Source organism: Oceanobacter antarcticus, from assembly GCF_044962685.1.
GTDB classification, from domain to species: Bacteria; Pseudomonadota; Gammaproteobacteria; order Pseudomonadales; family Oceanobacteraceae; genus Oceanobacter; species Oceanobacter antarcticus.
Genome location: NZ_JBBKTX010000004.1, coordinates 79,715 through 101,072, shown reverse-complemented (window position 1 = coordinate 101,072; position 21,358 = coordinate 79,715). Strand labels below are relative to the sequence as shown.

Here is a 21,358-nt window from a genome sequence, read left to right as displayed (position 1 = left end):
GGATTTTTACACATAGCGTATGTCGTTTTCAATATATGTACAGCCTTTCTTCTGGTGCTGTACGACACTTGTGTGGCTGAATTAACCGGCGGTCGTTTCACAGGAGAGCAACCGTTGGACTACTGTTATAAGACCAAAACAATAAATAAAAAGGCGTAAAAATGAAGAAGCATACACTGGCTCTGGCCATTGCATCATCCGTTCTTGCATCAGCTGCTGGTGCAGGTCAGGTCGCTGAAATGAATGGCGTCAAATACAGCGTGGGTGGCTACATCAAGGCCGAGGGCGTATTCAATCGTCCGGATGCTGATGCAGCCAACGGCGTAACTAACACTTTTGATGCGACCGCCCGTCAGTCTCGTTTGAACTTCAAGACCGAACGTGAAGTCGATGGCCACAAGATCTCTACCTTTATCGAAGGTGACTTCTACGGTGGTTATTTTAACTCCGCTACTTACAATTGGCGTTTGCGTCACGCCTATATGCAAATTGACAAGGTAACCCTTGGTCAGACTTGGAATGGTGCGTTCTTCGCTACTGCACCAATGGACGCGGCCCAGATCAACTTCTGGGGCCCTGGCCTGGGTACTATCAGTGGTAACGGCGGTACTGTCCGTTCGAACCTGGTGATGCATTACACCTCGGGTCCAATCCGTATCAGCTTGCAGGATCCGGTTAACACAGGTGCTGGCTTCCCGGATATGGTGGCTGCCTATACCCAGCGTTTTGAAGGTGGTTCTGGCTTTACCGTAGCGGCTGTCGGCCGCGATGTCGCTCAGGGTGACGGTTCCAATAACGACCGTGAAAACTCTGTTTTTGGTGGCGGTGCTTCGTTTGCCGGTAAGCTGGGTCTGGGTGACGTGACTCTGTACGGCAGTGCCTACACAGGTAAGGGCTTGGGTGTGTTCTCAGGCTTTGGTGTGAATGGTGCCTACGGTGGTCCGAAAAACTCCGATGCTCAGGATGGCGAGCTGGTACAGCAAACCGGCTACACCGCAGCGGTTGCATACAAGTTTGACACCAAGACGACAGCGACTATTCGTATGGCCCACATCGGCGTTGACGACACGGCAGACAGTGAGTTGAATGCCATGAATGCCAACGTGATCTACAATTATACCAAAGGTCTGGATCTGGGTATCGAATTCCGCAAGCAGGATGTTGATACATTGAATAACACCTCAACGCTGCCGAACCTGCGTCCGAAAGGCAAGCAGCTGGAAGTGATGGCAATCTACAAGTTCTGATCATGCCTGGTTTGGATAGCACCTGTCGTGGTGTGCTATCCGGCCTGACTGTGGCAGTACCTGATAGATTCGCTTGATCTTGATATTGTTGTTCTGCAAGCAGGGTTGCGACAGCTCTCCCTGTGACAACAAGAAAAACCGGGTTCGCCCGGTTTTTTTGTGGCTGTCGTTCAGGGACGATGTCTATCGATGATCGACGAGGTCAGCTTGTGGCCTGTTGCTGGCGCCGCTTGCGTAATGTATCCGACGGTGATTCGCCGTAGCGTTCCCGGTAGTAGGCGGAAAAACGGCTGAGATTGGTAAAGCCGTAACGTGTAGCGATATGAGTGATGTTGTGTTCCGGGTGCTGCTGAATATTGGCGTACGCCGCTTCGAGTTTACAATTGCGAATAAAAACAGAGGGTGTGATCCCCAGCTCACGATTAAACAGGTTGTAGAGTGTTTTTACACTGACCTTGCATGCCGCAGCAATTTCTCGGACATCAAAGTCTTCTGTGATGTGTTGTATTACCCGATGTCGCACCTGTTCTATTTGTGGGTGCTTACTGACCTGTGCCAGACCTGGTTGCACCACTCGAGTGGTAAAACTGTTCATCAGGGCATCGTACAGCAGTTGTTCGTAGCACTGGCGGGTTGTCTCGGTGATGGGCCTGGTCGCTGAGGCCCACATGGAGCGAATAATATGGTAAAGCGCCTCAGGCAAGACAGCGCCGGTTTCCGGGAGCAGAAAGTCGATTTCCATACTGGAATGAGCGCAGCCCATGACAACCGCAGCATTCAGTAACTCTTGCTGCGGAATGGATAGTGTCGTGACATGACAATCCGCCTGATAACAAACCGGCAGTTTGTCACCCGGGTTCAGCAATAACACTGCACCGGGGGTGAGTTGTTGTTGCCCTGTCAGGGTGTGATAGTCACAACTGCCGCTCATTACCAGCAGTAAAAAATAGCTGTCCTCGCTGGTATGGCAGACCAGTGGGGTCTCGTGAGCAAAATGCAGCTCGGAAAGCATTAGCTTGCCGAACAAGTTGCGGTCGTTTCGAAACAGTGTCGGAGTGTCCGTAAGGGGATTACTTTCGGCCGGACGAATAAAAAGGGCAGTACCTGCACGATTTTCCATGCGCCATTCCAGCCGGGGCTGGCTCACTCGCTCAGGGCTGGGCACCAGTGCCAGGGAAGCTGAAATGGATAGCGATGCGTCAGGCATGGATTTCCTCTGTTGCCGTTTGGAGTGAGTCCTTCTGATTGTCATCAGCTTGCTGGTACTTAAATAACATGCTTGTTGTCGGGTCCATTCTTGAGCTGGCGCTGAAGTGCGTGGCCAGTATTCTTTTTCTGCATGGGAGTATGCCTGTAACGTATTTGCTCGTGCTACCAAACTGCCATTCCAATTTCATCAGTAGGCTATTTGTTTATGCTATAGCAAGGAGCAAGGATTGGGGCAGAATGTGATTTTATTTACTACAGTCAGTGAAGCAGTTCTTATTGCTATCGCAAGTGCTGGAAGAGTTCTTTTGTTGCAAAAAAGCTGCTTTTACAGGGCTTTTCTGGACATCAGACCGATCTGGCGATGGCGCTTGGAGCGTGACTTTATAGCTGGATTAGCATGTATCTATGCAAAAAACGAATGGTTCCTATGCTTATTTAATTACCAGCAAGGCGGCTGGGATGCTAGCTTGCGGTTGTCGATTCTAATTGCTGTTTTGCGGCCTTGGATTTCCAGTGGCCAGTGACTGTGCTGGCGGTAATTCAGGTGAATCACTTCAATACAAAAAAGTCTGTTGAAATTTCCGACAGTTCTAGGTTGCATGATTTTGCCTTCGGGGATTTTGCCGCTGGCAAAGTCTGACCGATAAAAATAACAAGGTGTAAAACAATGAAATTGAAAAACCTGTTCCTGACGCTAAGCCTTACTGTCGCAGGTATGGCTGCATTGAACACCCAGGCTGCTGAACCTGAATTTACCTTTAAACTGCATCACTTTCTGACTCCGTTGTCCGCTACTCATCAAAAAATGATGGTGCCGTGGGCAGACAAGGTGATGGCAGAGTCCCAGGGTCGTATCAAGATCGATATCTATCCTGCGATGCAGCTGGGTGGCAAGCCTCCGCAGTTGTTTGACCAGGCGCGCAAAGGCGTCGCCGATATCGTCTGGACGGTAGGCGGTTATACACCGGGTCGTTTTCCGAAAGCCGGTGCCTTTGAACTGCCGTTCATGCCTGCCAGTGCGGAAGCAACCAGTATGGCATTGCAAGAATACGCTGAGACTGAAATGCAGGACGAGCTGAGCGATGTACGCCTGCTGGCCATTCATACCCATGCCCCCGGTGCTCTGCACTCGCGTAGCAAGCTGATCAAAACCGCAGCGGATATGGAAGGCCTGAAGATGCGAGCGCCGAACAAGGCGATGGCCGAAGCTTTCGGTATTATGGGCGGCTCACCGGTCTTTATGCCTGTACCCGCCTTGCCTAGTGCCTTGTCCAAAGGAGTGGTGGATGTTGCCGTGATGCCGTTTGAGGTGGTTAACCCGCTGAAAATCCAGCAGTTGGCACCGAACCATACCGAGATCAAGGGTGAGCGCGGTTTGTATACCCAGTTCTTTCTGTTTGCTATGAACAAAAAAGCTTACGAGCAGTTGCCTGCTGATCTGCAAAAGGTGATCGACAATAATTCGGGTATCGATGAAGCGCGTCGACTGGGGCATGAAATGGATCTGGCCGAACTGCCAGGGTATGCCGCGTCACACGCAGAAAATAACCCTTTCTACACGCTGACTCCGGAAGAAACTGCAAACTGGAAGCGCATGATGCAACCAGTGACCGACGACTGGATTGCGGATATGACGGATGATGGCAAGGATGGTGCGGCGCTGTATCAGAACGCCGTTAATCTGATTACGAAATACGAGAAGGTTGTTAGTGGATCATGACTGAAGTAGCCCTGAATCAGCCTGTCTGGCTGGAACAGGTGCGTATCGGTATGGCATGGCTGTCCCGCCAGTTTGCACTGGTGGGCGGTTTTCTGATGCTGGTACTGGCAACCATGACGGTTATCAGTATCACCGGTCGCGCTCTGTTTGGTACCGCAATTGAAGGCGATTACGAATTGGTGGAAGCCGGTCTTGGAATCACCGTCTTTTTGTTTTTACCGGAAGGCCACCGCGCTAATGGTCATGTTGTTGTTGATATTTTCACCAATAATCTGGCACCCCGCTGGGTGACATTGCTGGAGACCATTGGTGAGGCTTTTTTCTTTGTGGTGTCGGTGGTGCTGATCAGGCAATTGACCTTGGGTGGATTGGATGCCTACGACTACATGGAACAGAGCATGATTCTTGAACTGCCGTTATGGATCGTTTTTGTGCCCGGTGTGTTGTCATCTGTCCTGGTTGCCCTGACGAGTCTTGATCGTGTAGTTACCTTTGTTCGTGGAGCCGGGAAATGACCAATGTAGAACTGGCGTTTGCCATGATTGTATTGCTGATGCTGCTGATGGCGATGCGTATTCCCATTGCACTGTCGATGATGGCTTGTGGCGCTTTGGGTTACGGTCTGCTGGCCGGGCCAGACTCCGTTTTGAATTATATGGGGACAGTGCCGGTCTCCAAGTTTTCTACTTTTGACTTGTCGGTTGTGCCGCTGTTTTTGCTGATGGGGGAGCTGGCCACACGTGCCGGTATTACGCGTGAATTGTTCCGTACTTGTAACGTCTGGGTGGGGCAATTGAAAGGCGGCCTGGCGATGGCGTCCATTTCCGGCTGCGCTGCATTTGGGGCTATTTGTGGTTCGTCGCTGGCAACTGCATCGACCATGGGCAAGGTTGCCCTGCCTGAAATGAAGGCCAATAACTATCAGGCCGGTCTGGCAGCCGGGGCGCTGGCAGCGGGTGGTACGTTGGGTATTCTGATTCCGCCGTCCATGGTGCTGATTATTTTTGCGGTTCTGACCGAACAAAACATCGCCAAAATGTTTATTGCGGCATTTGTGCCGGGCTTTATGGCGGCGTTTGGCTACATGCTGGCGATTGCCATTTATGTTCGCTGGAAGCCAGAATCCGGTCCTGCTGGCCCAAAGACCACCTGGGCTGAGAAGTTTCGTTCTACCAAAGACGTCTGGCATATTTCCGTGATCTTCCTGATTGTACTGGGTGGTATTTATGCGGGTATCTTTACGCCAACAGAAGCGGCTTCGGTGGGGGTTTTTCTGACTGCGATACTGGCCTTTACCCACGGCAAGATGCGGCTGGCGGATTTCCGTGAAAGTATCCTCAAGACAGCGGTATCGACGGCGATGATTTTTTTCATCCTGTTGGGTGCTGACTTGTTCAGTGTCTTTATTGCCCTGACCCAGCTGCCATCCATTGGCGCTGATATGATTCTGGCAGCTGACCTGTCTCCGTATCTGGTACTGGCGATCATGCTGGTTACTTACCTGGTGTTGGGGTGTTTTATGGACAGTCTGGCGATGATTCTGCTGACCATTCCCATCTATTATCCGATCATTGCCGTTATGGATTTTGGTATGTCGGCGGAAGACCTGGGGATCTGGTTCGGTATTATTGCGTTGGTTGTTGTTGAGGTGGGGCTAATTACGCCACCGGTTGGCATGAACGTCTTTATCATCAAATCCTTTGACAAGGATTTGCAGCTGACAGAAGCATTCAAGGGTGTTATCCCGTTTCTGATGTCGGATATTCTGCGTGTCATCCTGATGATTATCTTCCCTGGCATCACGCTCTGGGCAGTACATCTGCTGAACTGATCGTTGTTCCTGTCTTGCCTACCGACAGACGCATGTCTGTCGGTTTGTGTTAACTGTTTCGCTTCCAAACCCATACTTGCCTCCCTGTTTTACTTCCTCTTGCTCTTCTCCCGTTAAACCTTAAACCCTGCTCTCCGTTAAAGCCTGCTCTCCGTTAAAGCTGCACCGCATCACGATGTCGTCGAGACCACAAATATCGGATCAGGCTGGGTAAACTCAATCCTGCAATAGCGATAGCAATGCCGGTGACCTGAATAGCGGAAAGCTGCTCGCCCATCGCCACGGCAATCAGGGCTGCCGATACCGGCACAAGGTTAAAAAACATCGAGGCGCTGGCCGCGCCAATAGCCTTCACTCCCTGAATCCAGAACAGGTAGGCCACCACGGATCCAAACACGCTGATATGGAGTATTTGCAACAGGTTGGTGGGCGTCATTAACTGCAATTCTTCCCAGGGATGTACTTGCCTGATGACCAGACCATAAAAGCTGACTGCGAGCCATCCGGCTGTCATGGTCACCAGGGTAAACGGCACGGGTGATAACCAGTGATTGACCCGTTGAGAGGCAATGGTAAAGGCAGCCCAACACAACATGCCGCCAGCAATCAGCAAGTCACCCTGATTGATGCCGTGTTGCAGCAGGGCAATGACATCACCGTTGGTAATGACCAGGGTGACACCGGTCAGACCAATCAGCAGGCTGACCCACTGCTGGATGGAAAGCCAGCGACGAGCCAGTGCGGCGGCGGCGATGGAAGTGACCAATGGACTGAGTGCCATGATCAAGGCACCGTTGGTGGCTTCGGTATAGGGCAGTCCTTCGTACAGCGCCAGATTGAAGCCACCGACACCTAGCACGCCAAGCGCCGCCAGAATCAGGTATTGCGACCAACGCAGTGATGGCCAGGGTTTTCTCTGTACGATCAAGTAGACGATGACACAGGCAATCGCGATCAGAAACCGCCACATCAACAGCGACAGGCCGGATATTGAGTGCAGCAGGATTTTTGAGATGGGAAACACACTGCCCCAACAGATCACGCAAATCAGCAGCATGACTATCGGGGTCGCACGGGATGAGGAATGCATAAAAGGGCCTGGACCAAAAGAATGGCACCAGCTTATTGATTCTTCTGGTGATTGATAGATCTGTTTTTAGCAAGCATTGTTGCAAGCCGGAAAGTGTCGGGATGTTAACCCTGATCCAAGGGTCTGAGGCCTTTTGCTTCCAACCCGGCGTTATTCGTCGCTTGTTGAGCTCGCTAACCCGCACTCCTCATACCTTGTTCTGAAACCAGCTGGCGCTCATCAGGCTCGGTTTAATCATTGAGAACCTCCTAAGAGTCTGTCGGGTTTAGGGCTGCTCTACTGCGGAAAAGCTGAATCCGGCTCGTTTTTGAGCAAACTCTTGTTAAGTGAAATAGAACCGCTATTCGCTTCAAATTTGCGCAAACATCGCTCAAACCAGTCTTTCCCTCGCGACGAACGCCTAAGTCCGACAGGCTCCTAGCCCAATTCGTCGGCGACCCGTTCGGCTTCGTTGCGGAAACAAGCCAGCAGCAGGTCGATCATATCGTCCTGGCTGTCTTCATCACGCCAGCACATGCCAACGCTCCCGCCGGACTGCTCAATATCCATCGCCAGCGGCACGACCAAACCCCGTTCTTCAAAATGCATGGCCACCCGTTCGGAGCTGATCGACAGCATATCGCTGTATTTGATCATCCAGAGGTTGGCGATCTGTGAAGCCGATTCAATCCGTAATGGCGCCGGTTTTTGGCCTGCGGCGGTGAGGGCGGCGTCGAGTTTGCTGCGGATGGGGGTGCCGTCGGGCCAGACGATCCAGTCGTACTGGTAAAGGTCTTCCCAGGTCAGATTGCTTTTCCGGGTGAGCGGGTGACCTGGACGGGCGACAACACGCAGCCTTTCATTATAGAGAATGGCACTGCCAATGACTGGACGTGGCCGGTAGTTGTCCATCCGGCCGACCACCAGATCCAGCTTGCCCAATTCCAGTTTGGCCAACATTTCGTTCATGGTGCTTTCTTCCACCCGGATACGGGCATTCGGATTACTTTTGAGAAAACGCATTATGGCGGCAGGAACAAAACTTGGCGCGGACGCCGGGGAGGTGCCAATGGAGAGAATGCGGTTGCCGCCCTGCATTAACGAATGCAGGTTCTGCTCCGTACGTTCCACTTCCGACAGCATGCGCCGGGCATGACTGACCATCAGACTGCCCAGTGGGGTGGGCCGCAGCCCGCGTGAATGGCGTTCAAACAGCGGTGCGCCAATATCCTCTTCCAGTTCTTTCAGCCATTTCGACAACCCTGGTTGGGTGGTGTGGGAAGTGCGGGCTACATCACTCAGGCTGCCACTCTCTGATAGTTCAATCAGCAGGCTCAGGTGTTTCAGTCGTAATTGCCGCGTCCAGCTCAATGTATCTCTCTCAATGTATCTCTCAAGGTATATATCTCAGGTTATGGCTCTATCTAAAACTATCATTATTCGATCTACCAGGGCTCGTCAATAATCTTTTTAACAGTTTGAGAGATGGCGCGGTTTGCCTGACGCCGTGCCATGGCCGCAACCGGAGATAACTATAAATGCAGCTCTACAGTTTTTTTAACAGCTCCACCTCATACCGGGTACGGATCGCACTGGCATTAAAAAACCTGGATTTTGAATATCAGGGTGTGAATATTCGTATTGGTGCGCAATTTGCCGCCGAGTATGTGGCAAAAAACCCGAACAAAAGTGTACCTTTGCTGATCGACAACGACGGCACTCAGGTTACCCAGTCTCTCGCCATTCTCAGTTATCTTGATGAAAAATACCCTCAGTCACGGCTGGTTCCTGCGGATCTGGTGGCGAAAACCAGGGTGCTGGAAGTCGCCAATGCCATTGCCTGCGATATGCACCCGTTGAACAACCTGCGCATTCTGGGCTATCTGAGCAAAGAACTGGGAGTGAGCGAGGAACAGAAAAAAGCCTGGTACAACCACTGGGTGGTGGAAGGGTTTGACGCAGTAGAAGCGCTGCTGGCGAGATATGGTCATGGCTGCTGTTGTTTTGGTGATGAACCGACTCTGGCCGATGTCTGCCTGATTCCGCAAGTCGCCAATGCCCAGCGTTTTGGCTGTGATCTGAGTGCCTACACACGGATACTGGCGATTTACCAATACTGCCAGACGCTACCGGCGTTCCAGCAGGCGGCTCCGGCGAATCAGCCGGACAGCCAATAATATAAATGTCTGACCAATAACAAAAGACTCCGACGCCAGTGGCGTTGCACAAGTGACATTGAGTGATGACAGGATTGTCACTCCAGACCATGAGGATTGAACCATGCACGAACTCGGCAAGCTTGAAGATCTGCCACAGGGCTATCGCGATGATCTGACTGCAACCAATCTGGTGCCGTTGTGGCCATCGATGCGGGCGGTGTTACCACCTCGCATACCGACACGTCATACCCAGGTACTGAACTGGAGTTACGAGAGTGTCCGGCCGTTGCTGCTGCAAGCCGGTGAACTGACGCCGATGGAAAAAGCCGAGCGGCGTGTGCTGGTACTGGCCAATCCGGGTCATGGTCTGGAAAACATGCAGGCAACCCCAAGTATTTACCTGGGCTTGCAGCTGATCCTGCCAGGCGAGACGGCTCCGAATCATCGGCATACCCCGAATGCGGTGCGCGTTATCGTAGAAGGCGAAGGTGCCTTTACAACGGTCGATGGCGAGCCATGCCGGATGGAACGTGGTGACCTGATCCTGACCCCGGCTGGTAAATGGCATGAACATCATCATGAAGGTACTGGCCCGATTGTCTGGCTGGATGTGCTCGACCTGCCGCTGGTCTATCGTCTGGAAAGCTCCTGGGCAATGGAAGGCCAACTGCAGCAAAAACGCTCTGAGCGCGACAAATCCTTTGCTGATTACAGTGCCGCCGGTGTGGTTCCCAATATGGGCTTCCAGCGCGGTGACAGTAACAGCCCGATGCTGCGCTATCCCTGGGCCAAGACTCGTACCTGCCTGCTCGAAATGGCCAGCGAATACCCTGAAGGTCTGCTCAGCATCAGCTATGTGAATCCTGAAAATGGCACGCCGTTGTTCCCCAGTATTGGTTTTGGCGCGTTGATGTTACGTCCGGGAGAAACCATTACCTTGCCAAAACGCACCACGCCGGTGGTCTTCCATGTGGTTGAAGGTGCTGGTCAGATGAATGTTGTGGGGCACGCATCCGCCGGTGCGGAACCGCTGGACTTTATCAACAAGGACACGCTGTGCGCACCGGGTTACACCGACATTACCCTGACGAACCGATCCGCGACTGAACCAGCGTTTCTGATCAGCGCCGACGAAAGCCCGTTACACCAGTATCTGGGTATTTTCTAACGGCGTTGCTAACGCCCGCTATACGCCATGTGCCGCATGAGCTACTCAGAAAGAGTCTGCTGCACCCGATTTAATGACGCACTTACAGCGAGAAGAAACCATGACAACTCATCTGATTTTTCCGGCCAAAGCGCCGGTCACTGCCGAAATTGTTGGCACCGATGCCCGTTTCCCGGTAAACCGTATTTTCTGCGTTGGGCGTAACTACCACGCCCACGCAGCGGAGATGGGTGTCACCGTCGACAAAAGCACCCAGGAACCGTTTTATTTTATCAAGGATGCCTCTACCCTGGTGCCGTCCGGCAGCACTGTGGCTTACCCGCCACAAACCGCCAACTACCACTACGAGATGGAATTTGTGGTTGCCATTGGCAAGGCCGGTTTTGAAGTGGCCGAAGACAACGCTGATGAACTGATCTACGGCTATGCCTGTGGTCTCGACATGACCCGTCGCGATCTGCAGCTGAAAGCCCGCGAAACCGGTCGTCCCTGGGATCTGGGTAAGGATTTTGAAGAGTCTGCGGTATTGGCTCCGATCTACCGCAAGGAAGATGTCGGTGTCATTACTGAGGGGAACCTTGAACTGTCTGTGGGTGGTGAGCAGAAACAAAAAACCACGCTGGGACTGCTTATCTGGAATGTGCGCGAAGTCATCGCCCACCTGTCCAAACTTTATCACTTGCAGCCCGGTGACCTGATTTATACCGGTACTCCAGAAGGTGTTGGCCCTGTGGTTGCGGGTGATGTGATCACCGGCAAGATCGACAACGTGGGCGACATTTCCCTGACCATCGCCTGAACAGAGTGCCAGCTGTCAGCTGATCGGCTGCTGGCGCAGTGTCCGGCGAATGCGGGTGCCCTAGTGGGTGCTCGTGACATATCGAAACACAACAATAACGATAAGGCCAATATCATGACTCACGTACTCCGCGATGTTCGCAGAACATTCCGCCATACCCTCTCCAGCCTGGTGCTTGGAACTTTGGTGACGGCGACTAGCTTTTCAGCCCAGGCCGATACCTTGCGTATGGGCATGGTGACGCCACCCAGTCATATCTGGAACAAGGTGTCTGAACGCTTTAATAACACCCTGCAAGAAACCACCGGGGGCAAGACCAAGATCAAGGTCTATCCACTGTCCAAACTGGGCGGTGAACAGCAAATGATCGATTTGCTGCAGTCCGGCGGCATGCAACTGGCGGTATTGACGGCCGGCGTGTTATCCAATCGAGAAGCCTCTATTTCCGGTTGGTTCCTGCCTGGCTTGTTCGACAGTGTCAGCGATGCGGCAGTCGCGACAGGCAAGCCACAAGCGCAAGCGATGCTGAAAAAACTTGAAGCGCACAAGCTGGTTGGTCTGGGTTACACCCTCGCCGGGATGCGCCATGTGTTGTCGACTCAGCCAATGGGATCGGTCGACGATTTTGCCAACAAAAAGATCCGTTCGTTTCCGAACAGCGTGTTTAACGATTTCTGGACCGATATGGGAGCGGCTCCTACAGCCATGCCGTTGTCCGGTGTCTCACCAGCGCTGACCACCAACTTGCTGAATGCCGTGGATGTCGATCTTGATGTGGTGGTAGGCCTGAAAATGTATCAGCAGGCACCTTACCTGACACTGACCAATCATATGGCGTTTCCCGGCGTGGTTGTCGCCTCCCAAAAGTGGTGGAACGGCCTGGGGGCACAACAACAGCAAGTCGTGATGGCCGCGTTCAAGGATGCTGAAAGCTGGGGCTTTCAACAGCAAGCTGAAGCCGAGATCAGTAATCTGGCACTGTTGAAAAAAGAAGGCGTTACGGTCGTCGACTTTGATACAGCATCATTGGTGCCGGTTATGAATAAGGTGTCTGACAAATACACCAGCACGAATGCTGATATCAAAGCGTTCTACACCGAAAACAAATAAGCCGCGCAGGTGCCTGCAGTGACCGCAGGCACCGCCTGGTCGGTTGGATCGGCACAGAGATGTTCGGCCCCGACCGAGGTTTGGTTATCAGTTTGACCAGCAGCAACGGAGTCATCTCGTGACGCTGCTGGGTCTTCGAGGTTCTCATGCTCAAATTTCTGGAAACGCTGGACCACGCGATTGGTCGTGGTGAACGCTGGTTGATGGTGGCGCTGACAGCTGGCCTGACGCTGATTCTCTGTACGCAGGTTATCCTGCGTTACTTTTTTAACAGCCCGTTGTTCTGGGCAGAAGAAGTCGCAGTGCAGGTGCTGATTATTATTTCGTTTGTTGGCGTCAGTTACCTGACCTACAGCGGCAAGCTGGTGCGGGTAGACTTTCTCCTGACCATGCTGAAACCGCAGCGCTCGCTGGTGTTGCTGCGTGTGCTGGATATTGTCGGCCTGATCACATTGGGCATCATGTGTTATTTCGCCACCGAATGGATTCAGCGTCCAGAGATTCGTGGTGATGTCTCACCTACCACCCAGATACCGCGCTGGTACAACTACTCGATACTGGTGTTCTCATTTTATTGCATGACCTGGCATCAGGCGGTGAAAGTGCTGATCCCTGAAAATATCGATATGCATCAATTACTGGTCGAAGATGAGAGCACCGGCGATGGCCCAGAGGTGCGTTCATGACCACTCTGATTGCCTTTTTTGTGGCCCTGCTGACCGGGTTGCCCATTTTTCTGACCCTGGTGCTGGGGACGCTGGTTTTTCTCTATGAAATGGATCTCACCATGCTGGTCAGCTCCTTGCCGATCCAGCTGTATGGCTCATTGAGCCAGAATGGATTACTGGCCATCCCGCTGTTCATGCTGGTGGGGGAGTTGATGAACAAGGGCGGCCTGACGTCACGACTGATGAACGCTGCCGACGTTTTTGTCGGGCGCTTCAAGGGCGGCCTGGCCTATGTGAATTTGCTGACCAACGCCATGGCAGCATCGATTCTTGGTTCGGCAACGGCGCAGATCTCGGTGATGAGCCGATTGATGATTCCGACCATGGTCGAGAAAGGCTACAACAAGGAATTCTCTGCCGCTGTTACCATGGCCGGTGGTTTGCTGGGGCCGATCATTCCGCCATCCATGTTGATGATTATTTACGGCGTTGTCGCCTACCAGCCGATTTCGGATCTGTTTATTGCCGGTATTCTCCCCGGCATACTGATTATTGCCGGATTTGCCCTGGTCATCTTCCTGACCGGGGTGTTCAAGGAATTACCCAAGGGCGAGTCGATGGCGCACAAGAACGTCAAGCGTGACCTGATTGACGGTTTGCTGCCTGGCACCATCCCGATTGTGGTGATTCTGTGTATTGTGATGGGGGTCATGACTCCGACAGAAGCTGGGGCGATTGCCTCAGTGATGGCGTTCCTGATCGGCTTGCTGGTGTACAAAACTATCTCGCTGCGGGATCTGGGTGAGATTTTTGCCTCGGTTGCCATTAACACCGCCACCATTACCGGACTGATTGCTGCCGCCTCAGTGTTTGGCTGGGCGCTGTCGTTTGAAGGTGTGCCGGACATGATGGTGGAGTGGATAACCAGTGTAACGGAATCCCCCGTTGCCTTCCTGATGCTGGTATACGCCATGGTCATCGTCCTGGGTATGTTCCTGGAGAGCATCGCGGTGATGATTGTGATTGTGCCGATAATCCTGCCCGCAGCCGTTGGCTTTGGTATCGACCCGATTCACTTCGGCGTGATTATCAGCCTTGCCACCTTGGTGGGGCTGGTGACGCCTCCGGTTGGGCCGGGACTCTACATTGCCATGACCACCGCCAACCTGCCAATGATGTCGCTGTTCCGTGCCATGTTGCCATTTTTGTTGGCGATGGGAATCAGCATGGTCATTATTGCGCTGGTGCCGGAATTGTCTCTGTGGTTACCTGGCCTGATGCGTTAGCCAGGCGCTGGGCAGGGGATCTGGCTGAAAAATGGATCAATAGAAGCCAGTACCGGAAAAAAAAAGTTATTTTTGAACAGTCACTGGAACCAACGGATGGAGAGGGGTTCTTAGTATAAGTAGTTTCATTGTCCTTCAGCTCTCCTCTGTTAGCTCTAGTCTTGGCGGCCCTTGTGGCCGCTTTTTTTTTTGTTTTTTTTTTGTTTTTTTTTGCTTTGTTATCGTTCGTGGATCTGCTGGCGGGGCATATTAGTGATAGATCACTGAATGACTGCTGATATTTCGGATTGTATTGATCATACTTAAAAACGTATAAATAAAAGGATGCAGGATTGTTTAGGGCTACCCTAATAACCAATAAATAATCTGAGAGTTCATGGAGAACGCGCTCTCTACCTATCAGGACATGTTATGACGATGAAGATTGCTTCGATACACGCAATATGTGGCCAGATTACCCGCTGTTTGCTCCCGGTAACCGCAATGGTTGGCTTGACTTTGGCCACTTCTGGTGCTCAGGCGAAGTCCTATAGTATCGGAATGGTGACACCGCCAGGCCATATCTGGAGCCAGATTTCAGACCGGATGAGTAATAATCTCAAGCTGGCCTCTCATGATCAGATACGTTTGCGCTCATCCAGAATGGCCAAAATGCAGGGTGAGGCGGAAACGATCAAAAAATTACAGTCCGGTAAATTACACCTGGCGATTCTGACGGCGGGCAGTCTGTCGTCTCTTGAACCCGCTTTCAGCGGCTGGTATTTGCCTTATCTGTTTAAAGATGTCCAAGCCGTCGCCAAGGCGACTGCCGGTACCGATGCCCAACAAATGTTGCAGCGGCTGGAGTCGAGTCAGCTGGTCGGTATGGGGTATGCCCTGGCAGGAATGCGTCAGGTGGTGTCAACCCGTCCTGTTGCCAATGTCAGCGATTTTAATGGCATGAAAATCCGTTCGTTTCCTGATCAGGTGTTCAAAGATTGGTGGCAAACACTGAATGCTGTACCGATGCAGTTGGCACTGCTTGATACGCAACCCGCTTTGCTTAATAAACAGCTGGATGCGGTCGATGTTGACCTGGATATGCTGGTGGGCCTGAAGATCTATCGTGATGCACCCTACCTGACGGTGACCAACCATATGGCGTTTCCGGGTGTTGTCGTGGCGTCCAAGGTATGGTGGGACGGCTTGACCGTCGATCGTCAGCAAATGGTGATGACCGCTTTCAAGGAAGCCGAAGCCTGGGGGTTCCAACGCCAGGAAGAAGCCGAGATCAATAACCTGGCGCTGCTCAAGCGTGAAGGAGTGAAAGTAGCCAATCTGGGGGCGGAGCAGATGTCGGCGGCGATCAGTACCGTAATCAAGCGTTATACCGCTGCCAATCCGGTGATCAAGCATTTTTATGAGCAATATCACCCACGCTAGCATTTCATTTATCGTTGGCAGTATCAGTCTGGGGGCAAAGGGCCAACGGCCCGCTTTCCGGCTGACTGTGTTCTCAGTAACCGGGCAAAAAGACCTGGTTACTGTGCGGTGCGACGGCTGGCTGACAGCCAGCTTTGGCTTATGGTTATGATCGCGTCGTACCACTTGGGCTTTTGCGTCGAACCCAAACGTTGGCGTTGTTCTGTTGTTGGTCATCAACATAGTTGAGTGTGGCATTGGCGTGTTCTCGCATCAGCCCTTCAACTCTGGCACTTTGTCCCTGGGACAGGGCATCAACGATGGCATGATGTTGCAGGTGCGCGTAGTAGAAACGTTTGAATTCTCGCTCCGGCTGACTGGCATCCACCGCCAGTGCCTTGACCGAGGCAAAGGGCATGTGATCGTTGCGCGCCAGCGCGGCGGCGACCGCCGGGTTATGACTTGCCTTGATGATGGTGTCATGAAACAGGCAGTTCATGTCGTGATAGCGATCGAAGTCGTTATCGCTCAGTAAGCCGTGCAAAAACAGTTGATCCCCTTCTTGCAGGCAACGCCGCAGGGTGTCAATTACGCCTGGATCCAATCCCCGCTCAACCGCCTGGCGAGCCGCCAGTCCTTCCAGTACGCCCCGGACTTCAATCGCGCCGGTAATTTCTTCTGAGGAGGTTTCCCGGACGGTGTAGCCGCGGCCGCTTTTGATCAGAAAACCTTCCTGTTCCAGCGCCCGGAATGCCATTCGTACCGGCATTCTGGACACACCAAGCGCCTCTGCCGTAGGAATTTCTGCCAGTCGTTGACCGGCGGTCAGCTGGCCGTCGGCAATCTGTTTGCGCAAGGTAACCAGTACTTGCTGCCCCGTTGTTGCCATGGATCTCTCGTCGTTGTGTACCTGGCAGAGATCTTAACACGGGGCTGGGATGATCAAGGATGCCTGTGAGTTACCCGGTTTTTCCCATCAATTCTTTGTTATTTTTTTATTTATGGATCCATAAATGACAAATATATCTATTTTTTGTTGATTTATTGTTCATTTTTGATTTAATTGGATCCAATAAGAACAAAGAGAGGTCTCCCATGTTTATTAAAAATGCCTGGTACGTTGCGTGTACTCCCGATGAAATCGAAGCCAAACCCCTGGGGCGCAAGATCTGTGGCGAAAATATCGTGTTTTTCCGTGATGAGAACGGTACTGCCGCCGCAGTTGAGGATTTTTGCCCTCATCGTGGTGCGCCGCTGTCGTTAGGTTATGTCGAAAACGGCAAGCTGGTGTGTGGTTACCACGGTTTGGCCATGGGATCCGACGGCAAGGTAGACAGTATGCCGGGTCAGCGGGTACGCGCTTTCCCTTGCGTCAAGGCGTATGCGGTGATTGAGCGCTATGGTTTTGTCTGGGTATGGCCGGGAGATCAGGCGGCCGTGGATCCAGCAAAACTGCACCCATGCGAGTGGGCCGAAAGTGATGAGTGGGCCTATGGTGGTGGTCTGTTCCATATCCAGTGCGATTATCGGCTGATGGTCGACAACCTGATGGATCTGACCCATGAAACTTACGTCCATGCGTCGTCTATTGGCCAGAAAGAAATCGACGAAGCTGCGCCAGAAACTACGGTGGAAGGTGAACAGGTGCTGACGTCCCGGTTTATGGAAAACATTCAGGCTCCGCCTTTCTGGGCTTCTAATATGGAAGCTAATGGTCTGGATCCCAACGAAGTGGTGGATCGCTGGCAGGTGTGCCGGTTCACTCCGCCGAGTCACGTGATGATTGACGTCGGCGTGGCGTTGGCAGGCAAGGGCAGTATCAATGCCGAGAAGAAAGACCGCGCCTCGTGCATCGTGGTGGATTTTATCACCCCGGAAACCGAAACCTCCCATTGGTACTTTTGGGGTATGGCCCGTAATTTCTGCCCGGACGATCAGGCGTTAACCGATCGTATTCGCGAAGGTCAGGGCAAGATTTTCAGTGAAGATCTGGAAATGCTGGAACTGCAGCAAAAGAACCTGCTGGCCTATCCGAATCGCGATGTGCTCAAACTCAATATTGATGCCGGTGGGGTGCAATCACGCCGTGTGATTGAACGTTTGCTGACCGCCGAAACGGAGCGTTGAAATGATTGCGCCAACGGATCTGATTGAGGTTCGGGTTGCCAGCATTTGCCGGGAGTCGAGCCAGGTAAACAGCTATCAACTGGTGAGTGCTGACGCTGTGCCATTACCGGCTTATGAAGCCGGTGCTCACATCGACGTCCATTTGCCTGGTGGTCTGATTCGCCAGTATTCGCTCTGCAATGCGACGGCAGAGCCGAACCACTACCGTATTGGCGTGCTGCGTGATGCCGGATCTCGGGGTGGCTCGGAGGCGCTGCACCGGGACGTCAAGGTCGGCAGCCGACTGCAGATCAGTATGCCACGCAACCTGTTTGCTCTGGAAAAAAAGGCCACTCACAGTCTGTTACTGGCCGGAGGCATCGGGATTACGCCGATGCTGGCGATGGCCTATCAGCTGTACCAGCAAGGGCGCTCGTTTGAATTGCATTATTGCGTCCGCAGTCTGGAGCAGGCGGCGTTTATTGGTGAGTTGCAGCAACAGCCGTGGGCACAACAGGTACATTTGCACATCAGTCAGGATGGCGGTCGGCTGCAATCGGCCAGCCTGCTGGCTCAAGCAACAGAGACAACACATTTGTATGTCTGTGGCCCAGCCGGGTTTATGGACAGCCTTTGGGCGGATGCGCTGGGGCAGGGCTGGCCAACGTCACGCATGCACCGTGAATATTTTGATGCCCCTGAGGTGATCGCCTCGGATGATGACCAGCCATTTGAAATTCAGCTGCAGTCCACCGGGGCGATCTATTCGGTCGCAGCGGATCAGACCGTCGCTCAGGTACTGGAACAACAGGGCATTGATGTCGCGCTGTCGTGTGAAAAAGGCATTTGTGGTTCCTGTCTGACGCCCGTTCTGGACGGTATTCCTGACCATCGGGATTTGTACCAGACCGAGGAAGAACAGGCTGCCAACAGCCATTTCACCCCCTGTTGCTCGCGTTCAAAAAGTGCCCGGCTGGTGTTACAGCTGTAATCACGGGGCGTTCTGCGCCCTGATTGCTAATCTGAATCTGAATCTGAATCTGAATGGCAGGGAGGGCACGATTATTTTTACACCGTGACAACCCGTTTAGCGCACGTCTTCAAATCGATACACAGATAACTATAAAAAAGATAACTATGGTACTCAGTATGAAAATCAAACAGTTGGTCTCCGTTCTGGGCATGGGCATTGCCGCCCTTGTATCCTTTTCAACCGCCACCGCTGCAGAGCCGGAAGTGACTCTGAAGCTGCATCATATGCTCCCCATGAGCTCGACTGCCCACCGCCGTTTTCTGGTTCCGTGGGCCGACAAGGTAATGGCTGAATCCAACGGCCGTATCCAGATCGATATCTATCCCTCCATGCAGCTAGGCGGCAAGCCCGCATCGCTGTACGACCAGGCTCGCAAAGGCGTTGCTGATATTATCTGGACGGTCGGTGGTTATACGCCGGGACGTTTCCCCAAAGCCGGGGTGTTTGAACTGCCGTTTATGCCGGCATCGGCAAAAATCACCAGCATGGCGTTGCAAGAATATGCCGAGCAGGAAATGCAGGATTCATTCGCCGATGTACAGCTACTGGCATTGCATACCCACGCACCGGGTTCGATTCACAGTCGCACGACACCGGTTTCGCGACTGGAAGATCTGGCCGGTTTGAAAATTCGTGCTTCCAACAAGCAAATGGCAGATGCCTTGACCCTTGCCGGGGCTTCACCGCTGTTTATGCCGGTGCCTTCTGTGCCATCGGCCTTTTCCAAGGGCGTACTGGATGCTGCGCTGTTGCCTTATGAAGTGGTTGCGCCGTTAAAAATTCACCAGATGGTGGATTACCATACCGAAATTCATGGCGACCGGGGTCTGTATACCCAGTTCTTTATCTTCGCGATGAACAAGGATGCCTATGCCAAACTGCCCGCCGATTTGCAAAAGGTGATTGATAACAACTCGGGTATCAGCACCGCTGGCTGGATAGGTGCTGCCTGGGATGAATCGGAACAAGCCGGACGCAAGGCAGCCGTAGAAGAAGGCAACCAGATTCTGGTGCTCAGTGACAGTGAAACGGCGCGCTGGAAAACCACCATGCAACCGGTGACGGATGGCTGGATCAAGGAAATGGACGATGCCGGTAATGATGGCCAGCGGCTGTACCAAAAAGCTGTCGATCTGATTAATAAATACGAACAGGATTAAGACTGGCTGCTATAAACGCTTAAAGCAAAGTCTAAAGCGGCTATCGCCTTGATTCTGGACATTCACAACTGACGGCGTATAACTCGGAAGCTGGACAGGGTGTACGCCGGGAGTTGTGTTTGAATCTTGTTTGGGCATTATTTTTTCTGGTCGGATGTGCCACCGCGCTGGTGCGCTGGCTGGGCGGCGATACCGAGATCTTTCAGCAACTGGTGAATGCCAGTTTCGATATGGCCAAACTCTCGGTCGATATTGCCATTGGTCTGGTGGGATTGCTGGCGTTGTGGTCGGGGCTGTTTGCCATTGCTGAAAAAACCGGCGTTATCAGCTGGCTCGGTCAAGGGCTGGCACCGCTGTTCCGACGACTGATGCCAGAGGTTCCTGCCGGGCATGAGGCGCAAGGTGCCATCACCATGAATCTGGCGGCCAATATGCTGGGTCTGGATAACGCTGCCACCCCGCTGGGGATCAAGGCGATGCAGGCCTTGCAGACACTCAATCCGCTCAAAGATACCGCCAGTAATGCCCAGATCCTGTTTCTGGTGCTGAATACCTCCTCGGTTACCTTGTTACCCGTCACTATTTTTATGTACCGCACCCAGCTGGGCGCGGCCAATCCGGCCGACGTGTTTGTGCCAATCTTGCTGGCGACCACCGCCTCAACCCTGTCTGGTTTATTGGCCGTGATGTGGCTGCAAAAAATCCGCCTGGATGCGGTGGTACTGGGGTATCTGGGCGGACTGGTGGCCGTTGTCGCGACGCTGGTGTTCTGGCTCGGTTCTGTACCCGTGGATCGCCTTGCCGATATCTCACAGCAACTGGCTAACGGCATCATCCTGTTGTTGATGGTCGGTCTGGTGGCGGCCGGACTGTGGCGTCAACAACCGGTTTACGAACAATTTGTAGCGGGTGCCAAAAGCGGTTTTGAAACCGCCGTGCAGTTGATTCCCTATCTGGTGGCCATGCTGGTGGCGATTGGTATTTTTCGCGCCAGTGGCGCACTCGACCTGTTACTGGATGGCGTACGCTGGCTGCTGACGGCACTGGGTGTCAGCACCCTGTTTGTCGACGCCTTGCCTGTCGCACTGATGAAGCCCTTCAGTGGCAGCGGTGCCCGCGCCATGATGCTGGATGTGATGAATACCCATGGCGTTGACTCGGTCGCAGGGCATATTGCTGCGGTGATGCAAGGCAGTACAGAAACTACCTTTTATGTCTTGGCGGTCTACTTTGGCGTGGTAGGGATTACCCGGATTCGCTACGCACTCTGGGCCGGGCTGTTGTGTGATGGCGTTGGGATGATCACCGCCGTGCTGGTAGGCGGATGGTTTTTTGCTGGTGGTTGAAACACGGCTGCAACAGTGAGTCCGCTTTGCCAGCGGCAGCGAGGCA

20 protein-coding genes are annotated in these 21,358 nt (G+C 52.9%); 16 read left to right on the top strand and 4 right to left on the bottom strand.

Annotated elements, in window-relative coordinates:
• Window positions 1–161: 161 nt before the first annotated feature.
• The gene (locus WG929_RS04480; protein WP_369856562.1) at window positions 162–1,247 is read left to right on the top strand and encodes a hypothetical protein; all 1,086 of its coding nucleotides are present in this window, start codon (window positions 162–164) and stop codon (window positions 1,245–1,247) included.
• 202 nt (window positions 1,248–1,449) lie between these two features.
• On the opposite strand, the gene WG929_RS04475 is transcribed toward WG929_RS04480, so the two are convergent.
• Window positions 1,450–2,454 (bottom strand): AraC family transcriptional regulator, encoded by a 1,005-nt coding sequence (locus WG929_RS04475; RefSeq protein WP_416205059.1) that lies wholly within the window; start codon window positions 2,452–2,454, stop codon window positions 1,450–1,452.
• Between the two features lie 229 nt (window positions 2,455–2,683).
• Here WG929_RS04475 and WG929_RS04470 point away from each other — a divergent pair, with 229 nt between their 5' ends.
• From WG929_RS04470 to WG929_RS04455, 4 genes are all read left to right on the top strand, one after another.
• Window positions 2,684–2,980 (top strand): hypothetical protein, encoded by a 297-nt coding sequence (locus tag WG929_RS04470; RefSeq protein WP_416205058.1) that lies wholly within the window; start codon window positions 2,684–2,686, stop codon window positions 2,978–2,980.
• Window positions 2,981–3,123: 143 nt separating this feature from the next.
• Window positions 3,124–4,176, top strand: a complete 1,053-nt coding sequence (locus WG929_RS04465) for a TRAP transporter substrate-binding protein (protein WP_416205057.1) — start codon at window positions 3,124–3,126, stop codon at window positions 4,174–4,176.
• Entirely contained in the window at window positions 4,173–4,691 is a 519-nt protein-coding gene (locus WG929_RS04460; RefSeq protein WP_416205056.1) for a TRAP transporter small permease, read from the top strand. Before WG929_RS04465 ends, WG929_RS04460 begins: the two co-directional genes overlap by 4 nt.
• Window positions 4,688–6,007 (top strand): TRAP transporter large permease, encoded by a 1,320-nt coding sequence (locus WG929_RS04455; protein ID WP_369856566.1) that lies wholly within the window; start codon window positions 4,688–4,690, stop codon window positions 6,005–6,007. The genes WG929_RS04460 and WG929_RS04455 overlap by 4 nt, the downstream gene beginning before the upstream one ends.
• Window positions 6,008–6,161: 154 nt before the next feature.
• On the opposite strand, the gene WG929_RS04450 is transcribed toward WG929_RS04455, so the two are convergent.
• Window positions 6,162–7,097: a DMT family transporter gene (locus tag WG929_RS04450; RefSeq protein ID WP_416205055.1), complete on the bottom strand. Its 936-nt coding sequence runs from the start codon at window positions 7,095–7,097 to the stop codon at window positions 6,162–6,164.
• A gap of 417 nt (window positions 7,098–7,514) precedes the next feature.
• Window positions 7,515–8,447, bottom strand: coding sequence for a LysR substrate-binding domain-containing protein (locus WG929_RS04445; protein WP_416205054.1), 933 nt, complete (start codon window positions 8,445–8,447; stop codon window positions 7,515–7,517).
• A 167-nt stretch (window positions 8,448–8,614) separates the two neighbouring features.
• On the opposite strand from WG929_RS04445, the gene maiA reads away from it, so the two are divergent.
• The 7 genes from maiA (at window position 8,615) to WG929_RS04410 (ending at window position 15,688) form a co-directional block, all read left to right on the top strand.
• Entirely contained in the window at window positions 8,615–9,253 is a 639-nt protein-coding gene (maiA, locus tag WG929_RS04440) for a maleylacetoacetate isomerase (RefSeq protein ID WP_416205053.1), read from the top strand.
• A gap of 103 nt (window positions 9,254–9,356) precedes the next feature.
• Entirely contained in the window at window positions 9,357–10,403 is a 1,047-nt protein-coding gene (locus WG929_RS04435; protein ID WP_416205052.1) for a cupin domain-containing protein, read from the top strand.
• 100 nt (window positions 10,404–10,503) lie between these two features.
• Window positions 10,504–11,202, top strand: coding sequence for a fumarylacetoacetate hydrolase family protein (locus tag WG929_RS04430; protein WP_416205051.1), 699 nt, complete (start codon window positions 10,504–10,506; stop codon window positions 11,200–11,202).
• A gap of 114 nt (window positions 11,203–11,316) precedes the next feature.
• On the top strand, window positions 11,317–12,312 hold the full coding sequence (locus tag WG929_RS04425; protein WP_416205050.1) for a TRAP transporter substrate-binding protein: 996 nt from the start codon (window positions 11,317–11,319) through the stop codon (window positions 12,310–12,312).
• 146 nt (window positions 12,313–12,458) lie between these two features.
• Complete coding sequence (locus tag WG929_RS04420; RefSeq protein WP_416205049.1) at window positions 12,459–12,998, top strand: TRAP transporter small permease; 540 nt, start codon at window positions 12,459–12,461, stop codon at window positions 12,996–12,998.
• Window positions 12,995–14,266, top strand: coding sequence for a TRAP transporter large permease (locus WG929_RS04415; RefSeq protein WP_416205048.1), 1,272 nt, complete (start codon window positions 12,995–12,997; stop codon window positions 14,264–14,266). The genes WG929_RS04420 and WG929_RS04415 overlap by 4 nt, the downstream gene beginning before the upstream one ends.
• A 411-nt stretch (window positions 14,267–14,677) precedes the next feature.
• Complete coding sequence (locus WG929_RS04410; protein WP_416205047.1) at window positions 14,678–15,688, top strand: TRAP transporter substrate-binding protein; 1,011 nt, start codon at window positions 14,678–14,680, stop codon at window positions 15,686–15,688.
• A gap of 145 nt (window positions 15,689–15,833) precedes the next feature.
• On the opposite strand, the gene WG929_RS04405 is transcribed toward WG929_RS04410, so the two are convergent.
• Window positions 15,834–16,556 carry a GntR family transcriptional regulator gene (locus tag WG929_RS04405; protein WP_416205046.1) on the bottom strand — a complete coding sequence of 241 codons (723 nt, stop codon included), beginning with the start codon at window positions 16,554–16,556 and terminating at the stop codon, window positions 15,834–15,836.
• Window positions 16,557–16,762: 206 nt separating this feature from the next.
• Between WG929_RS04405 and WG929_RS04400 the strand changes: the two genes are divergently transcribed.
• The 4 genes from WG929_RS04400 to WG929_RS04385 all read left to right on the top strand — a co-directional run bounded on the left by WG929_RS04400 (window position 16,763) and on the right by WG929_RS04385 (window position 21,312).
• Complete coding sequence (locus WG929_RS04400) at window positions 16,763–17,794, top strand: aromatic ring-hydroxylating dioxygenase subunit alpha (RefSeq protein ID WP_369856577.1); 1,032 nt, start codon at window positions 16,763–16,765, stop codon at window positions 17,792–17,794.
• A gap of 1 nt (window position 17,795) precedes the next feature.
• Window positions 17,796–18,764 carry a PDR/VanB family oxidoreductase gene (locus WG929_RS04395; RefSeq protein WP_369856578.1) on the top strand — a complete coding sequence of 323 codons (969 nt, stop codon included), beginning with the start codon at window positions 17,796–17,798 and terminating at the stop codon, window positions 18,762–18,764.
• Between the two features lie 158 nt (window positions 18,765–18,922).
• Window positions 18,923–19,966 carry a TRAP transporter substrate-binding protein gene (locus tag WG929_RS04390; protein WP_369856579.1) on the top strand — a complete coding sequence of 348 codons (1,044 nt, stop codon included), beginning with the start codon at window positions 18,923–18,925 and terminating at the stop codon, window positions 19,964–19,966.
• A gap of 119 nt (window positions 19,967–20,085) precedes the next feature.
• A complete protein-coding gene (locus tag WG929_RS04385; protein ID WP_369856580.1) occupies window positions 20,086–21,312 on the top strand; it encodes a nucleoside recognition domain-containing protein in 1,227 nt (408 codons plus the stop codon).
• The last annotated feature ends 46 nt before the right edge of the window (window positions 21,313–21,358 follow it).

What these genes read in the sequence shown, in the direction of transcription:
- WG929_RS04480 (WP_369856562.1), top strand. Translation starts at nt 162, where the DNA reads ATGAAGAAGCATACACTGGCTCTGGCCATTGCATCATCCGTTCTTGCA.
- WG929_RS04475 (WP_416205059.1), bottom strand. Translation starts at nt 2,454, where the DNA reads ATGCCTGACGCATCGCTATCCATTTCAGCTTCCCTGGCACTGGTGCCC.
- WG929_RS04465 (WP_416205057.1), top strand. Translation starts at nt 3,124, where the DNA reads ATGAAATTGAAAAACCTGTTCCTGACGCTAAGCCTTACTGTCGCAGGT.
- WG929_RS04460 (WP_416205056.1), top strand. Translation starts at nt 4,173, where the DNA reads ATGACTGAAGTAGCCCTGAATCAGCCTGTCTGGCTGGAACAGGTGCGT.
- WG929_RS04455 (WP_369856566.1), top strand. Translation starts at nt 4,688, where the DNA reads ATGACCAATGTAGAACTGGCGTTTGCCATGATTGTATTGCTGATGCTG.
- WG929_RS04450 (WP_416205055.1), bottom strand. Translation starts at nt 7,097, where the DNA reads ATGCATTCCTCATCCCGTGCGACCCCGATAGTCATGCTGCTGATTTGC.
- maiA (WP_416205053.1), top strand. Translation starts at nt 8,615, where the DNA reads ATGCAGCTCTACAGTTTTTTTAACAGCTCCACCTCATACCGGGTACGG.
- WG929_RS04435 (WP_416205052.1), top strand. Translation starts at nt 9,357, where the DNA reads ATGCACGAACTCGGCAAGCTTGAAGATCTGCCACAGGGCTATCGCGAT.
- WG929_RS04430 (WP_416205051.1), top strand. Translation starts at nt 10,504, where the DNA reads ATGACAACTCATCTGATTTTTCCGGCCAAAGCGCCGGTCACTGCCGAA.
- WG929_RS04425 (WP_416205050.1), top strand. Translation starts at nt 11,317, where the DNA reads ATGACTCACGTACTCCGCGATGTTCGCAGAACATTCCGCCATACCCTC.
- WG929_RS04420 (WP_416205049.1), top strand. Translation starts at nt 12,459, where the DNA reads ATGCTCAAATTTCTGGAAACGCTGGACCACGCGATTGGTCGTGGTGAA.
- WG929_RS04415 (WP_416205048.1), top strand. Translation starts at nt 12,995, where the DNA reads ATGACCACTCTGATTGCCTTTTTTGTGGCCCTGCTGACCGGGTTGCCC.
- WG929_RS04410 (WP_416205047.1), top strand. Translation starts at nt 14,678, where the DNA reads ATGACGATGAAGATTGCTTCGATACACGCAATATGTGGCCAGATTACC.
- WG929_RS04405 (WP_416205046.1), bottom strand. Translation starts at nt 16,556, where the DNA reads ATGGCAACAACGGGGCAGCAAGTACTGGTTACCTTGCGCAAACAGATT.
- WG929_RS04400 (WP_369856577.1), top strand. Translation starts at nt 16,763, where the DNA reads ATGTTTATTAAAAATGCCTGGTACGTTGCGTGTACTCCCGATGAAATC.
- WG929_RS04395 (WP_369856578.1), top strand. Translation starts at nt 17,796, where the DNA reads ATGATTGCGCCAACGGATCTGATTGAGGTTCGGGTTGCCAGCATTTGC.
- WG929_RS04390 (WP_369856579.1), top strand. Translation starts at nt 18,923, where the DNA reads ATGAAAATCAAACAGTTGGTCTCCGTTCTGGGCATGGGCATTGCCGCC.